This window comes from Serratia fonticola, assembly GCF_001006005.1.
Classification (GTDB): domain Bacteria; phylum Pseudomonadota; class Gammaproteobacteria; order Enterobacterales; family Enterobacteriaceae; genus Chania; species Chania fonticola.
Genome location: NZ_CP011254.1, coordinates 3,378,122 through 3,393,004, shown reverse-complemented (window position 1 = coordinate 3,393,004; position 14,883 = coordinate 3,378,122). Strand labels below are relative to the sequence as shown.

14 protein-coding genes are annotated in these 14,883 nt (G+C 45.7%); 8 read left to right on the top strand and 6 right to left on the bottom strand.

Features of this window, described 5'->3' with window-relative positions:
- Positions 1-13: 13 nt before the first annotated feature.
- Complete coding sequence (locus WN53_RS15035) at positions 14-1,408, top strand: amidohydrolase family protein (RefSeq protein WP_024486345.1); 1,395 nt, start codon at positions 14-16, stop codon at positions 1,406-1,408.
- A 57-nt stretch (positions 1,409-1,465) separates the two neighbouring features.
- Here WN53_RS15035 and WN53_RS15030 read toward each other — a convergent pair whose 3' ends face one another.
- From WN53_RS15030 to WN53_RS26860, 3 genes are all read right to left on the bottom strand, one after another.
- Entirely contained in the window at positions 1,466-1,666 is a 201-nt protein-coding gene (locus WN53_RS15030) for a hypothetical protein (protein WP_024486344.1), read from the bottom strand.
- 159 nt (positions 1,667-1,825) lie between these two features.
- Entirely contained in the window at positions 1,826-3,478 is a 1,653-nt protein-coding gene (locus WN53_RS15025; RefSeq protein ID WP_051346377.1) for a PglL family O-oligosaccharyltransferase, read from the bottom strand.
- A 215-nt stretch (positions 3,479-3,693) separates the two neighbouring features.
- The gene (locus WN53_RS26860; protein WP_052754319.1) at positions 3,694-4,302 is read right to left on the bottom strand and encodes a LuxR C-terminal-related transcriptional regulator; all 609 of its coding nucleotides are present in this window, start codon (positions 4,300-4,302) and stop codon (positions 3,694-3,696) included.
- A gap of 924 nt (positions 4,303-5,226) precedes the next feature.
- Here WN53_RS26860 and WN53_RS15015 point away from each other — a divergent pair.
- The 7 genes from WN53_RS15015 (at position 5,227) to WN53_RS14985 (ending at position 11,884) form a co-directional block, all read left to right on the top strand.
- Positions 5,227-5,796 carry a fimbrial protein gene (locus WN53_RS15015; protein ID WP_024484816.1) on the top strand — a complete coding sequence of 190 codons (570 nt, stop codon included), beginning with the start codon at positions 5,227-5,229 and terminating at the stop codon, positions 5,794-5,796.
- Between the two features lie 264 nt (positions 5,797-6,060).
- A complete protein-coding gene (locus WN53_RS15010) occupies positions 6,061-8,484 on the top strand; it encodes a fimbria/pilus outer membrane usher protein (protein WP_244887722.1) in 2,424 nt (807 codons plus the stop codon).
- A gap of 80 nt (positions 8,485-8,564) precedes the next feature.
- Positions 8,565-9,260 (top strand): fimbrial biogenesis chaperone, encoded by a 696-nt coding sequence (locus WN53_RS15005; protein ID WP_051346295.1) that lies wholly within the window; start codon positions 8,565-8,567, stop codon positions 9,258-9,260.
- Positions 9,205-9,873 (top strand): fimbrial protein, encoded by a 669-nt coding sequence (locus WN53_RS15000; RefSeq protein ID WP_235166967.1) that lies wholly within the window; start codon positions 9,205-9,207, stop codon positions 9,871-9,873. Before WN53_RS15005 ends, WN53_RS15000 begins: the two co-directional genes overlap by 56 nt.
- A 37-nt stretch (positions 9,874-9,910) precedes the next feature.
- Positions 9,911-10,885 carry a hypothetical protein gene (locus WN53_RS14995; RefSeq protein WP_024484814.1) on the top strand — a complete coding sequence of 325 codons (975 nt, stop codon included), beginning with the start codon at positions 9,911-9,913 and terminating at the stop codon, positions 10,883-10,885.
- 14 nt (positions 10,886-10,899) lie between these two features.
- Positions 10,900-11,547, top strand: a complete 648-nt coding sequence (locus tag WN53_RS14990; protein ID WP_046808096.1) for a helix-turn-helix transcriptional regulator — start codon at positions 10,900-10,902, stop codon at positions 11,545-11,547.
- A 58-nt stretch (positions 11,548-11,605) separates the two neighbouring features.
- Positions 11,606-11,884 (top strand): helix-turn-helix domain-containing protein, encoded by a 279-nt coding sequence (locus tag WN53_RS14985; RefSeq protein ID WP_024484812.1) that lies wholly within the window; start codon positions 11,606-11,608, stop codon positions 11,882-11,884.
- 30 nt (positions 11,885-11,914) lie between these two features.
- Here the strand turns inward: WN53_RS14985 and WN53_RS14980 are convergent, their stop codons facing one another.
- The 3 genes from WN53_RS14980 to murP all read right to left on the bottom strand — a co-directional run bounded on the left by WN53_RS14980 (position 11,915) and on the right by murP (position 14,883).
- Positions 11,915-12,454, bottom strand: a complete 540-nt coding sequence (locus WN53_RS14980) for a FidL-like protein (RefSeq protein ID WP_024484811.1) — start codon at positions 12,452-12,454, stop codon at positions 11,915-11,917.
- Positions 12,447-13,283, bottom strand: coding sequence for a winged helix-turn-helix domain-containing protein (locus tag WN53_RS14975; protein WP_024484810.1), 837 nt, complete (start codon positions 13,281-13,283; stop codon positions 12,447-12,449). Before WN53_RS14975 ends, WN53_RS14980 begins: the two co-directional genes overlap by 8 nt.
- Positions 13,284-13,431: 148 nt before the next feature.
- Positions 13,432-14,883 (bottom strand): PTS N-acetylmuramic acid transporter subunit IIBC, encoded by a 1,452-nt coding sequence (gene murP / locus WN53_RS14970; protein WP_024484809.1) that lies wholly within the window; start codon positions 14,881-14,883, stop codon positions 13,432-13,434.

Here is a 14,883-nt window from a genome sequence, read left to right as displayed (position 1 = left end):
GAGGCAACAACAGATGAATGAGAACAAAAGCCGCCGTGAGTTTTTAAGCCATAGTGGCAAAGTAGCTGCGGCCTGCGCACTATTGGGCGCAACCTCCTCCGTCGGTTATGCTGCTAACCCGGCAACCACGAACTGTGAGGCAGACCAGCGCATGAAAATTACCGACCCGCACTATTATCTGGATAACGTGCTGCTAGAGGCGGGTTTTGAGTTTGACGGGGCAACCCCGGTCAGCACCCGCACCGAACTGAAAACGCTGGAGATCAACCAGGGCAAGATCGTTGCGTTGCGCGATAACCGCCAGCATGCGGACAGTACGCTGCCGGTCTACGACGCTGGCGGCAAACTGATGCTGCCCGCCATGCGTGATATGCACATCCATCTGGACAAAACTTTTTACGGCGGCCCATGGCGTTCGCTGAATCGCCCAGCGGGCACCACCATCAAAGATATGATTCGGCTGGAGCAGAAGCTGTTGCCGGAACTGCAACCTTACACCCAAGAGCGGGCCGAAAAGCTGATCGATCTGATTCAGTCCTACGGTTCCACCACCGCTCGCAGCCATTGCAACGTTGAGCCGACCTCCGGCCTGAAAAACCTGGAGAATCTGCAAGAAGTGTTGGCTCGCTGCAAATCCGGTTTTGACTGCGAAATTGTCGCGTTCCCACAGCATGGCTTGCTGTATTCGAAATCAGAGCCGCTGATGCGTGAGGCAATGCAGGCAGGAGCGCACTACGTTGGTGGGCTGGATCCAACCAATGTCGATGGCGCCATGGAAAAGTCGCTCGATAGCATGTTCCAGATCGCACTGGATTATAACAAAGGGGTGGACATCCACCTGCACGAAACCAGCCCGGCAGGCATTGCGGCGGTGAATTACATGGTGGCAACCGTTGAGAAAACGCCACAGTTAAAGGGCAAGCTGACCATTAGCCACGCCTTTGCGCTGGCAATGATGAATGAACAGCAGGTGGATGAGATTGCTACCCGTATGGCAGCACAGCAGATCACCATTGCCACCACGGTGCCTATTGGCACTATGCACATGCCGCTCAGCCAACTGCGTGAAAAAGGCGTGTTTTTGATGACCGGCACCGACAGCGTGATCGACCACTGGTCGCCGTATGGTTTGGGCGACATGTTGGAGAAAGCCAACCTTTACGCTCAGCTTTACGTCCGCCCGAATGAGGGAACCCTGTCACGTTCGTTGGCGCTCGCCACCGGTGATGTCTTGCCGCTGAATGATAAGGGTGAACGCGTATGGCCGAAAGCCCAGGACGATGCCAGTTTTGTGCTGGTAGATGCCTCCTGCTCCGCCGAAGCGGTAGCGCGTATTTCCCCAAGAACCGCCACGTTCCATAAGGGCGAGATGGTCTGGGGCCGCGTTGGGAAAGGTAGTAAGGCCTGATAGATGTCGTGACACCTAGGGGCGCAGCATGCTGCGCCCATTTAAATCATCACTGGCTTACCCCGTACTTGCATTAACAATCCACCAATAGAACAGACCGAGCAAGACCAAAAATACCAATACGGTGATTAACACCCGTATCCGCCTGCGCCCTTTGGTAAACGAGTAAATGCAATTCACAATTTCGTAGATCGCTTCCAGTATCCCAAAAATAATTCTAAATACCACACTTGCCAAGTCGCTGATAATGTCAAACATTCCCTGTTCCTTGCTATCCATAAAGGCAATACCGTACCAGCTAGTCGCATGATAAACCACTGACCTGCGCTAGCAGACCAACTGATTGCCCCACTCTTACCAGCGCATTGTTGGCTCGCACGGATCATAGTGTGCACACCAGTATAAACTTATCTCTCTTCACTCAGGCAAATCGGTTAAAAACCGAGGATCGGTGGGAAATAATGCGTTTGCTTCGTGGTGTAAACGCCGGTAGGTGGCGGTATCCTGCTGATATTGTGCGATAGCTAACCATGAGGCATAAACATTTTTATCGATCCGTCGTGCAAGATAGCCCTGAGCCCATTGGGCATAGTTTTCAAGCAGGCGGGGATCGCGGGTCTGGTTATACATTAGCAACGCATGGGTCTGTTGATCGTAATGCCAGCGTTCGGTATTCACCCAGGGGTCAAACGCCATCGCACGGCGAGCAGGTTGAATATCCGCGAAGTGATTATGCTCAAAGGCGGTTAAAGACAAATTGGCATACAGCCCAATACTGGCCACTATGAAAACGATGGCTGAAGCCATGGGCACTACAGCTCGTAAAAATGAGGGAGTTATCAAAGGAAAAGTAGTGCGTTCTGTGGCCTTATCGGTTTGGCGATCCCACTGTGCCAGCAGCAGTAAAAAAATGGCCCAATGTGCGCTAGACAGTATAAACGGATATTCCGTTTGGCTATGTAACAGCAAAGGGAGAAGCGCGATGACCAGCGCCAGGCTTACACCATGTTTTCGCCAAGATAGCCAGAACAGCCTGAAACCAGCACACAGTAAGATCGCCATGCCTGCCAAGGCAGCTATGCCCCCTTCAACCCACCACAGCAAGATTTCATTATGCGGATGGCGCACCACGCCAAGACCCAATGTGGATAATCCGGCAGCCAGACGATAGTGCTGAAAGCCGTATTCGAATCCGCCGTAGCCCCAACCCAGCCAAGGCTTTTCGACAATCATCTTTAGGCTGTCCTGCAACATGATCAGCCGGGCCTGATTTGACGCGGCGTGTTCAACCGTTTCAACCCCTCCATTTATTTGAAAAATCAGGGCAATAGTGATACCAACAAGCATTAAACCTGTTGCGATCCCCGTAAGCTTTTTTGCCTGCCGCCATCCCAACCAGAGCAACAGCGCCCCGCTGATACCGCCGCCAAGCCAGCCTATCCGTGACTGTAACCACACCAGTAACGCGGGGAACAGCACCAGCACCAACCCCAAGGAATATCGTCTGCCTCGTTCTGCTTTTGGCTGAGTTAAGGAAAAATCAGGCAACAACAACAGCATCAATGCCAGTGCCAATCCGCAAGCGATAAAGCTGGCCAGCACATTCACCTGTTGGAAAACCCCATAAGGCCGACCGTTTTTCATTGGGTAGTCAAACCAAGCCGGTACGGTTCCCGGTAAGGTCAATTGTAAAAGAGCGATCACCCCCTGGAATACAGCGGCCAGCAGAATGGCGTAAAATAGCCAATGTCGTGCAAAGTGCGGTGGGCGATATTGCATCCATGAGACGTAAAAAATCCAACCGCCAGCCAACCCAAGCCAGCGTGCCAGCCCAGCACTCTGCCAATGGGGGGAGGTATATAATAGGGGAATTGCCAGGATCACCACGGCCAGCAGCAGCCAACGAGCCGTTACGCTAAGGGAGATGGGAGAGTTAGCCGGTAGTGTCAACCAGAGAGTGGCAGTGACGGCAGCCATCACCGCCCAAGTCAGGATATTTTGCGGTAGTTTCAGGCCACTTCCGCCCATATTAGGTAGGGCGAGTGGGCTAAGTAATATCAGCCAAATCATTAGTAACCCTAGAGGCAATAAAGATAACCCCATTGGGCTAGCCAATGGTAAAGGACTTTGTGGATGACGCATTTTTTCACCTGATAAAATAAGCTTCAGTGCCAAGAACTACGGTATGGCTCTTTTATGCCTATCACTCTTCAATTTAGGGGGGGCTAGTCACCCTAATTGTAACAAGATTCAGGGGCCTGAAGTCAAATAAGATAACTCATACTTTATATTTTCCTCCCTGAGCTGGATAACCCGCCTTGTAACAGCCAATGGAATAATTCTTGGTTGCGCTTGAAATTCAGTTTTCTCATCGCTGAACGCTTATACCCACTTATGGTTTTGACGTGAAGCCTCATCACATTTGCCGTTTCTTCGTGCGATTTACCTTGTCTCAGATAGCGCAGCACTTCACTTTCGCGGAAAGTGAAGCCCTTGGTGACGGGCGTTGTACTCGGAGACAGGCATCCTTGCACAGATATCGCCTCTTCGAGCATGCTCTTGACAACATCGATCGGTTGATTTCGATATAATGTCCCATTTTTTCGTACCGATTGAAATAAATGTGATGGCAAGCGATTTTTTTGGTCCCGAATCAGGAAAAATAACGGAGTCTGCCCTTTCGAAGGTAGGGGGTGCCAAACGTTAAACATGGCACCATAGTCGATCGCTTGAAAAATGATATCTGCCGAGAACCCAGCTACTGGCCGAGTAATAAATTGCACCTCAATACCCTTACTGCGGTAAAAACCAGAAATTATGTGGCATAAACCGATGGTAAAATAGTTATCCCTATCGATTATCAGAACTTTGATTATTTTGGCCGACGCTGCCATCGTAGTATTACCCCGTTCAATACATTAAATATCTAAAATCTTCGATAGACTTCATACGTTAACTTATAGCCATTGATATAAAATAGATTATAGTGATATAACAAACCTATCAATTTAATTTCCTCACCCCCTAATAATGTGAGGTTTAATTCTTTTTTAAAGAAAAAAATAGATATTTAATTTAAAATTAACCGTGGAATTAAACTTGTGAACGTACATGAAAGCATGGATTAAATGGCCCCATCTGATTGATAGTATTGAATCCACTATTTTTATTGTACAACCGTGACGAACAAGTTTGTCTATGGCTTGTGAATAGACAGTCATCATGATTGCTATAAAATTCTGTTGTTCGAAAGCAGACCTACACCTACCGGAACCATGCATTACACGCGAGAAAAGCCTCCCTCAAGCATTTAATCGCCTAAGCCAATCAAGATGCATCAACGTCGATTCCCCCCGAAGCTAGAACCACCTCAAGAAACCTCCTAGAAAAAATTTGTTAACTATAATTACCGGTGATTTTTTCGTCATAAAAATGCAATGCAGCCCCAAATTGTTATCTTAAAGATAACAAAAAATTAAATTTAATGACTTTAATTGTTAAAATAATGATAAAAACATTAAAGCCATCAAGAGCTAGCGACCTTAACTTAAGAAAATACTGAAATTTAGTATCAATACTATTCACATAAAAGTTAACAATCACGCTAAATAAGTGCTGCAGATAGTTTGCGCGGAACTTAATTCTTAATATGGTTATTTTTCAAATTATTATATCGCGATATGAAAAATATCAGTATTATTGATTTGCAAGAGAGATGGGCTCTCTTCGATATTACATATGGTTGTTCATGCCACTTTTATCTGTAGTGAAAGTCGTCTGAACGAACTGTTTTATCGTAACTTTATGAAGGACGAATCATGTTTAACGCCAAAAAGAATATTTTCATTATTGCCATGTCAGCATTGGTATCTTCTTCCGCTTTCGCTGATGCCCCTGTAGGTGCTGACCAAGGGTCAGGCCGTATTCATTTCACGGGTACCGTGATCAACGCACCTTGCTCCGTGGCTCCGGGTGATGCAGATATCAACGTCGATATGGGTCAGGTAGCGAATAAGGTACTTGAAACCGGCAACAAATATTCTCAAAACGTTAGCTACACCATTCATCTGCAAGATTGTGATTTGTCTTCACAAACTGCAGGTGCTGTGGAATATCCAGCTATGTCAAAAGTGGGCGTTTCTTTTGGTGGCACCGCAGACAGCAGCGTTGCTGAACTGGTCGCAAACACCGGAAGTGCAAAGGGTGCAGCAATCCGTTTGATCGATGCTAATGGCGATCTACTGAAGGTGGGCGATACCTCAAAAGATATCAATCTGGTCACCGGTAACAATGAGCTGGTCTTTGCAGCCCGTGTTGAAGCAAACAATCAGCCGGTTTCTACGGGGACTATCGTTTCCCAAGCGACATACGCACTAAACTATAAATAATATTTTAGCTATCATCAGGTAAACATCCTTAATAATTGCAGTTGTATTTTTACTGAGGCAACTGCAATTATAAAGCGTATTGAGGAGAGAGCACCTCAATAAACAGCACCTCAATAAACAGCATCACCATTAATTTTCTATAGCAAAGTTCTAACTTTCTCTAAAAACATAAAAAGTGATTTCACTATGTATTTTACATTGAATCGGATCTCAATGGGTCTTAGGCTGACAAGATTAGTTATCTTGACCTTGGCTGGGATAGGTATGTCTACAGCAAGCCAAGCCGTCGAATTCAACACCCATATTATCGACGCTAAAGATCGAGAAAACATTGACCTATCACGTTTTGAAGTGGCGAACTACATTCTGCCAGGAGAGTATCTGCTGGATATTGTGATCAATGGTCACTTATTGCCAGAACAACGCTTAATAAAATATATTGCTACTGAAAGTAAAAAAAATAGCCGAGTGTGCCTTACGCCAGAATTAGTCGAACAATTCGATTTGACTGATAGTTTCCGTTCTTCGTTGACCACGTGGCATGGCCAGCAATGCCTCTCGCTGGACCAGGATCCTGAAGTTACAGCCCGCTATGATCAAGAGAAACAGACCCTAACGATTACGATACCTCAGGCCTGGCTCAATTATCGCGATCAGAACTGGGTTCCCCCCTCACAGTGGGACGAGGGAGTCCCTGGTTTCTTGCTGGACTACAACCTGCTAGGCAGCAAATTCGTCCCCAAAGAGGGCGCGCGCTCAACCAATTTCAGTAGTTACGGAACTACCGGTGCCAATATGGGGCCATGGCGTCTACGTGGCGATTACCAGTATACCAATAGTCACTCGTCAAACGGGCCAAGGAGTGACCAATTTACCTGGGCGCAGGTCTACCTGTATCGTGCAATACCAGCGTTGGGCGCAAAATTGAGCGGTGGGCAAACCTACCTTAACTCGGACATATTCGATTCATTCCGCTTTGCAGGGGTATCACTGAATAGCGATCAACGTATGTTACCGCCGTCCCTGCGTGGTTACGCACCGCAGGTCACTGGCATAGCAAAAACCAATGCCAGGGTGATTATCAGTCAAAATAGCCGGATTATTTATCAGGCCAACGTGCCCCCAGGGCCGTTTGTTATTCAGGATCTGAGTGAAGCGGTACAAGGCGCACTCGATGTACGTATTGAAGAGGAAAACGGTAGCGTGACCTCCTATCAGGTCAGCACGGCAACCATTCCCTTCCTGACCAGAAAAGGAAGCGTTCGGTTTAAAACCGCACTGGGTAAACCGACAGAGGGACGAAACAATCACGCCATCGACCCAGCGTTCTATAGCGGTGAGCTTTCCTGGGGGATACTGAATAATTTGTCGCTGTACGGCGGAGTGATTACCACCAACGGTGACTATCAGGCACAAGCGTTGGGCATAGGCCAAAACCTGCAAAGCTTTGGGGCTGTCTCTTTCGACGTTACCCGTTCGGCTGCAAATCTGGCGCACCAGAACAAGCAGACGGGATACAGCGTTCGGGCCAATTATGCCAAGCGTTTTGAGGCCACCGGCAGCCAGATCACGTTCGCCGGATATCGCTTTTCAGAAAAAACGTTTATGTCGTTGAATCAGTACCTTGACAAAGTCAGTGGCAATACCTATTCAAGGGATGACAAACAAACGTATACGATAACCGCGAACCAATACGTGCCATGGCCAGATGTCACGCTCTATTTGTCGGCCACGCACAAAATTTATTGGAATGATTCATCGACCAATAATTACAGCATGTCGGCGAGCAAAATTTTCGATATCGGCCCATTCAGAGGGATATCGACCACGCTGACCGCCAGCAAATTGAAATATCGCTATGAGGACGAGGATCAGATATTCCTGTCATTCAGCTTACCAATCTCTGCCGGGCAACAGATCAGTTATGACGCGCAGCAAAGCTCTAGCGGGGGCTTCAGTCAGGCCGTTTCTTATTACAATAGCCAGGACATTAATAACACTTGGCGGGTCAGTGCGGGGGGCAACAGCCCTGATATCCAGAAAGGCAATGGCGTGTTCCGTGGTAATTATCAGCACAATACGCCACATGGGCAATTTGGCTTGAATGGTAGTGTCAAAAATAATGATTATCGTTCACTCAGCGGCAACTGGTACGGTTCATTGACGGCGACGCCTTACGGGGCAGCACTACACCAAAACAGCGCAGGCGATGAACCAAGGATCATGCTGGCTGCGCAGGTAAAAGGGATCCCAATCAATAACGGGTCTGGTGTCACCAACGACTACGGCATTGCCGTGGCTAATGGCGTATCAAGTTATCAAACATCGGACGTATGGATTGATGTCAATAATCTACCTGTCGATGTCGAAGTTTATAGTTCCGTTGTCAGTAAGACTCTAACCGAAGGTGCTATTGGCTACCGAAAAATTCGTGCCATAAAAGGCCAGCAACTGATGGCGGTGATCCGGTTACAGGATGGCAGTTTTCCTCCGTTGGGCTCTGTGGTAACGGATAACAGCACTGGGTTCGAATCCGGCTTGGTTGGTGAAAATGGACTGGTTTATCTTGCGGGTATTTCTGCAGAGAAGAAACTGACTGTACGATGGGGTGAAAATAAACAATGTCGCATCCACGCACCCGATGATAGTTCTATTTATTCCGGTCAGGTTTTATTGCCATGTCAATAGGCATATGTTTCACGACTGCGCCACTTTATTAGGGATGAAATGAAGAAATGAAAAAAAATTTACGCTTAGCCATATTGGCTATGACTATTTTAGCCTGCAATGCCACCTTTGCTGCAATTAACCTGGACAGAACTCGCGTGATATTCGGGAGTAACGATCAATCTGTCAGCGTCATGCTTGAAAATCAGAGTAAAAGCTTGCCCTATCTGGCACAAGTTTGGCTTGAGAATGCCGCCGGGGAAAAAATCCCCAGTCCGCTAGTCGCTCTGCCGCCAATGCAGCGTATCGACTCAGGCCAAAAAAGCCTGGTCAGGATCCTGCAACTGGCAGATGCGAAAGCATTACCTAAGGATCGTGAGTCGATTTTTTATTTCAATGTCAGAGAAGTGCCGCCGAAGAGCGAACTAAACAACGTGATGCAGGTAGCGATCCAAAGCCGGATAAAAGTGTTCTTCCGACCTGCGGCAATTACGCCAAAGCAAGGGGATATCTGGCAGGAGAAGATCGCGGTGACGGCGCAAAATGGCACGGTAAAAATGGCTAACCCGACCCCCTTCTACATCACAATTGGCTATTTAAGCCAGGATAATCGCGGCAATTTCCCTGGTTTTGACAGCGTCATGATCGCTCCATACTCGACAGAAACGGTGGCTACCGGTGGCTATAGTGGCGAACGCTATAGCATTGGGTATATGGATGACTATGGCGGTCTGCAGATCAATGAGTATCAGTGCCGAAACAGCCAATGTGAAAAAATCAACAATAAGAGCCGATAAAGCGGAGGATGGCATGAAGCTTAACCGCACATATAGTGTACTGGCATTACTGTTATGCATTTTCGTTGGGACCGCGGCGGCTAGCCCAGCGCACCAATCAGCGGAAGGAATGCGCGGGAAACTGTCATTTTCCGGTGCGGTGATCACCTCGCCTTGTCACATTGAAATGGCTAGCGATGAACAGGTTATCCCTTTAGGGGTTATTAGCAACGCAACGTTTAACCGAGTGGGTGCTCACTCTTCACCCATTCCTTTAAAAATACATGTCGTCAACTGCGTCATGGAAAAACACTCCGCCTTCGATAAGGTAAAAATGAACGAAGAAAGTGCCAACAATGGCTATCTGGTTTCAATAACTTTTTACGGTGAAAGCGCCTCCTCGACGCGACAGGATTTATTGGGTGGGAAGGATATGAAGCATGGGGTTGGCTTGGCTATTGAGAACGAACAGGGAGAACGGGTGATTTTAGGCGAGGAAAGCCAACTATTCCGGCTACAAGATAATAACGATGTACTGCAATTGTTCGTCATGTTGGAAAGTTATGAACAACTAGATCGTATTCAACTAGGTAATTTCTATACACAAGCTACCTTTAGGCTTAGCTATAAATAATAAAAACTCTAGCGCCGATTTTAAATCAGGATAAAAAATGCATACTCAAAGAAAATGGTGTTCACTTCACCTCATATCACTATTGCTCAGTTTATTATTTATGAGCCAGACAGCTAAGGCTTTAGACTGTGTTGAAAAAGGCACTCAGTTGGTGAATATGCCACCAATCCCCGTCGGTAAACTGGCGATCCCTTCCAATGTGCCTATCGGAACCAAAATATGGGAATCCAATGAAATCAGTATGACGGCCTATTGTGATAATGTTCTTGGCACAATCACTGACGTAGTGCATTTTTATTTCAACCCAAAATCCCAGTCGTTGGGAGAAGGACTGAAGCTCGGTGTGAGTTATAATGGCCAGGATCTTGAGGAAAATGCACAAAGTTTGAGCACCGGTAGTGCACCTATCAAAAAAGGTCAGAATGTCACTATCCCAATTACGTTCAGGCTCTATATCAAATTGGCAGGTAACGCACCAAGCAATGGGACCTATAAAGGAAACGATCAATTCATTGTATTCCAATTAGATGGCAGCCGCGGCCTGAATAATTCCGCCAACGCAAAAAACGTAAAATATACGCTATCAGGCCTGCAAGGAGTCCGCTTTCTGGCCTGTGGCTCAGATTTAAAAGTCTATCCTGAATCGCAAATAGTCAACTTTTCCGCTATCCAGAAGAATTTGTTAACGGGAACCTCTGGCGTAAGCATGCCTTTCGCTATTCAAGCAATAAAGCAAGGTTGTCTCGATAACTTCTCGCTACAGGCTGAATTCTCTACCCCAAGTCCATTGATTGGTGATGATGCAATAGACTTACAGAATGGGACTAAATTAACCCTATACAACGATTTACAACAGGCTATCAAATTTAATCGCTACGATGATTTTGCAGAGTTAAATAATGTCAATCAAGTCACGAAAGACTTTATAGCGACAATAAGTGCAATTCCAGGAAGAGACATTGCCCTGGGTCAATTTGATACCTCAGTGATTGTAAAAGTCAACTACTACTAATACTTGGAGATAACATGGCGGTTTGGCAAGAAATAAATGACTTGGAACCAATGAGTCAGGGATCGTGCTTTATTGTTTTTTTTAATGATTTTTGTACGGAGATGGGGCTTAATTATTTGTTGGAGAATGCGTATTCTGAGCTAGGCGTTTATAAAATGCAGCGTTCTATCCAGCAGTATACTATGCCGACTTATGATTTAATTAATTATTTTTCAGCCTTAAAAAGAGATTGCATTAATAACAGAGTCATTATTTTAACCGAGAGTAAAGAGATGGAGATTTTACATTCCCTTACTTCATTTAAAATGTTCCATTTATTGTCAAAAAAAGAGACCCTACAGTTTATCCATCGTGTTGTTACTCAGTCCGTCAATACTAATAACCAATATGCTAGCCCAGGCATTATTGAAAAGAAAGAAGCTAATGGTGCTAATAAACCCCTCTCACAGCGGGAGTGGTTTGTATTAAACAGTTTGGCTCGAAAAATAACGCCTGCGGCCATTGGCAAGATGGCAGGAATAAATATTAAAACCGTCAGCGCGCATAAAATGAACGCCATGAGAAAGTTAGGACTTACCTCGCCACAGTTCCTTCAATTATTAGTGGGACTTTCCGAAGTTAAAAATATTAGCACGATGGTACTGAAAGAACCGCCAAAATGATATTTATACTGAGAGTAGGCCAGACCAATATCATTGGTTTGGATGAGGAAGGTCTTCAATGGAGTTTAGAAACAATGCCAGATCGCTGGTGAAAGCACTGGAAGATCCGCGAGTTCAGTACGACGATCAAAAATTGAAAGAAGAGGTTGAGTTAGAGTATATTCTACAAAAAATGCGTGAAGAAGCGGGATTAAGCCAGGCAGAAGTCGCAAAAAGACTGGGAGTCACACCACCAGCAATTAGCCGTTTGGAAAAGAAACCGACACACGCCAGCTTTAAAACGCTCAAACGCTATGCATTGGCATGTGGTTTTAGCCTGTACTTTTATTATCGATAGGCGTTGATTTCTGCTAGTTTCCCAAGAAATTTAATGATACACACACATCATAAAAGGTGACTGATTATTCGAAATTAAAATAGTATTCTCGGTTTTCGGTTTAATCACTACTATATCGTTATAGCCCACTTTGAACATGCTGTCAAACATGACAAGGCTTGCGAAATTGTTATCAATATTATCGATTGCATTGACATCGATACGCTCACTGTTCAATGTATAAGTATGCTGTCTAACACTCTCAACTCGATAACTATAGTAAATATTTCTTAAGATCGTTTGCTTTTTTATGACTTCATTTTTTTCATTATACATTGTCGCGGTGCCACTTATTGCGTAAATAATATTGTGCGAATTCAAGAATGAGAAGTAAACATTGGCATTCATAGTCACAAGTTTGTCATTGTATATGCTTTCCACACTAATATTACCACGACAACCGTAGTTATAAATGGGCTCATCCACGCGATTGTTTTGGTAACTGAATACGGTATAAATAGCATATAGAACAAGTACTGCCGTCACCAATACAGTAGAGATTATTATGTTTTTTGTTTTTATATTACTCATTGCATTTCCTATCATTTCTATAAAAACTCTGGCATGATTCTATGCGGTTGTCTTTACCCACCTCGCATCTTGCCATAAACTCACGAAAGGAGCCGGTGTTAATAGGAGATAACGTTGATTCAGTATGAAATATGAAGGCATCATTACTTTTGCAAACCATATTTTTATCGGCCATAAAACATTTGGCTCGAGCTATAAATTTTTCATTTTCACTCTTAGTAATGGGTGTCACAGAGTACAATTTACACTCACCAAAATTTGCAACAAAATGGTTAAGTTGCATAGGTTTTTTATCGTAACTTAAGATTACAAAAAATGAGATTAAACAAAAGCTTAGAGCGAGAAAAAGATAAACCACGACAGATTTTTTGATATTATTTTTGTTATTTATATCGACAACTGGAGTTGGCTTTTCTTTAAGCAAAACGGTTTCATGTGATTTATCATCATGAATTAAAGGCTTTTCATCAAGGATTTCCTGCTTTTCAGATTCAAGATAAACTTGCACTTTGGTTTCTTTCTTGATCAAGAAACCAATTTTAGGAATGGTTACGATAAATTCTGATTCGATACCTAAGCTGGAAATGATTTTCCGCAATTTACTGATACATTGATTGAGATTGTTATTGCTTGAAATCAAACCATAATCATCCCAAACCTTCTGGAACAGAGTCTCGCGTAGTACGATGGAACCATGCTGTTCGATAAGCAAGGCCAGGACACGCCGAGCCGGATTAGAAATGATTATTTTCTCATTCCCATCCTCAAGAAGCGTAAACGCGTTTTCATCCATATTGAAAAGCACGCGATTTTCAATGATATAAATCATTCATAAGATACCTTTATCTTTCATTCTAACAAGTATATCCCAGTGAATCATAACTTCAAGCGTAGGCGAAATCTTGGAGAGTGCAAAAGCTGCTAGATGGGGATAAAAAACAGCCCTGCAAGCAGGGCTATTTCGCAATAATATTAAATCAGCTTAAATCAACATCCTTGCTGCCAAACAACCAGGTCAGAATAAAGCCGGCGATATAGGAGATCAAAATACCGGCGACATACACCAGCATGCCGGCAAAAATCCCGTTGGCTGAGGTCATTAATGGGATCGACACCAGGCCCGAAGGACCAAACACCGTATTCAGCCCCACCGGCAACCCCATCCAGGCAACCAGACCGATAAAGAACCCACCGACCGCGCCCCCAAGACAGGCAGTAACGAAAGGCTTCAGACGCGGTAAGGTGACGCCGTAAATCAGCGGCTCACCAATCCCCAGCAGGCCGGGGAAAATGGCACCTTTAATCTGGGTACGAAGCAGAGAGCCTTTAGGAGAGCGAGCAAATAGCGCCAGTGACGCCCCCACCTGCCCTGCACCGGCCATCGCCAGAATAGGGAACAGCGAGTTGAAGCCCTGCGCATCCATCAAGGCAAAGTAAACCGGCACAAAGCCCTGATGAATGCCAAACACAACGGCGATCAGGAACAACCCGGCCAGAATGGCGGTACCGAACGGGTTGCCGTTCAAGTGCATAAACAGCCATGACATGCCCTTAAACAACTCACCGCCAACCGGCATAATCACCACAAAGGTAATGGCGCCAGTGATCAGCAGGGTAATTGACGAAGTCAGGATCATATCCAGATTATCGGGGATCACCCGGCGCACCTGCCTTTCGATCCATGCGCCCAAGATACAGGCCAGTAGCACCCCAATAATGTTACCGCGTGGGTCGATCGCCAGCCCAAAAAAGTCGCTCATCCCTGCGTAGTAGCCGGTAGTTCCTTCCGGTACATAGCGTAAAACAAACAGCGAAGCGATGATCGCACCGTTAACCCCGGTGCCACCAAAGGCCTTCTGAGTATTAAAGCCAATCAGGATACTAAGGAAGGTAAACAAACCGATGCTGAACACTTTCATGTAAGCGATCAGCCCTTTGAGCCATGCGGCCGGTGCCACTCCCTCCACGATCAGCGTTTGCTGCATCAGGGTAGCGATCCCCAACAACAGCCCTGCGGCAATAAAACCTGGGATCAACGGCGTAAAAATCGTGGCAAATTTAGTCAGGAAATTATGCACCGCGCTATTTTGCTTGGCTTTCATCTGCTGCTTGTTTTCACTTGCCAGGGCCTGCAAGTCAGCTTGCTCGGCATTCCCCCGTTCCTGCTGCGGCTGCGCCGTTAACAACGCATTCATCATCTCGCTGGCAGTTTGCGCTTTGCCAGGGCCGAGGATAACCTGCAGTTGATCGTCGCCGTTAACTACCCCCATCACGCCAGGGATCTTCTTCAACTCTTCAAGCCGTATTTGCTGACGATCTTTTAACGTCAGACGCAGCCTGGTCATGCAGTTACCGCAGATAATGATATTTTTACTGCCGCCTACCAGAAGTAAAATTTGCTCTATCATCGGAACGGTTATTTTCGCCAT

Coding starts and splice junctions, on each gene's coding strand:
- WN53_RS15035 (WP_024486345.1), top strand. CDS start 14: ATGAATGAGAACAAAAGCCGCCGTGAGTTTTTAAGCCATAGTGGCAAA.
- WN53_RS15030 (WP_024486344.1), bottom strand. CDS start 1,666: ATGTTTGACATTATCAGCGACTTGGCAAGTGTGGTATTTAGAATTATT.
- WN53_RS15025 (WP_051346377.1), bottom strand. CDS start 3,478: ATGATTTGGCTGATATTACTTAGCCCACTCGCCCTACCTAATATGGGC.
- WN53_RS26860 (WP_052754319.1), bottom strand. CDS start 4,302: ATGGCAGCGTCGGCCAAAATAATCAAAGTTCTGATAATCGATAGGGAT.
- WN53_RS15015 (WP_024484816.1), top strand. CDS start 5,227: ATGTTTAACGCCAAAAAGAATATTTTCATTATTGCCATGTCAGCATTG.
- WN53_RS15010 (WP_244887722.1), top strand. CDS start 6,061: ATGTCTACAGCAAGCCAAGCCGTCGAATTCAACACCCATATTATCGAC.
- WN53_RS15005 (WP_051346295.1), top strand. CDS start 8,565: ATGACTATTTTAGCCTGCAATGCCACCTTTGCTGCAATTAACCTGGAC.
- WN53_RS15000 (WP_235166967.1), top strand. CDS start 9,205: ATGAGTATCAGTGCCGAAACAGCCAATGTGAAAAAATCAACAATAAGA.
- WN53_RS14995 (WP_024484814.1), top strand. CDS start 9,911: ATGCATACTCAAAGAAAATGGTGTTCACTTCACCTCATATCACTATTG.
- WN53_RS14990 (WP_046808096.1), top strand. CDS start 10,900: ATGGCGGTTTGGCAAGAAATAAATGACTTGGAACCAATGAGTCAGGGA.
- WN53_RS14985 (WP_024484812.1), top strand. CDS start 11,606: ATGGAGTTTAGAAACAATGCCAGATCGCTGGTGAAAGCACTGGAAGAT.
- WN53_RS14980 (WP_024484811.1), bottom strand. CDS start 12,454: ATGAGTAATATAAAAACAAAAAACATAATAATCTCTACTGTATTGGTG.
- WN53_RS14975 (WP_024484810.1), bottom strand. CDS start 13,283: ATGATTTATATCATTGAAAATCGCGTGCTTTTCAATATGGATGAAAAC.
- murP (WP_024484809.1), bottom strand. CDS start 14,883: ATGGCGAAAATAACCGTTCCGATGATAGAGCAAATTTTACTTCTGGTA.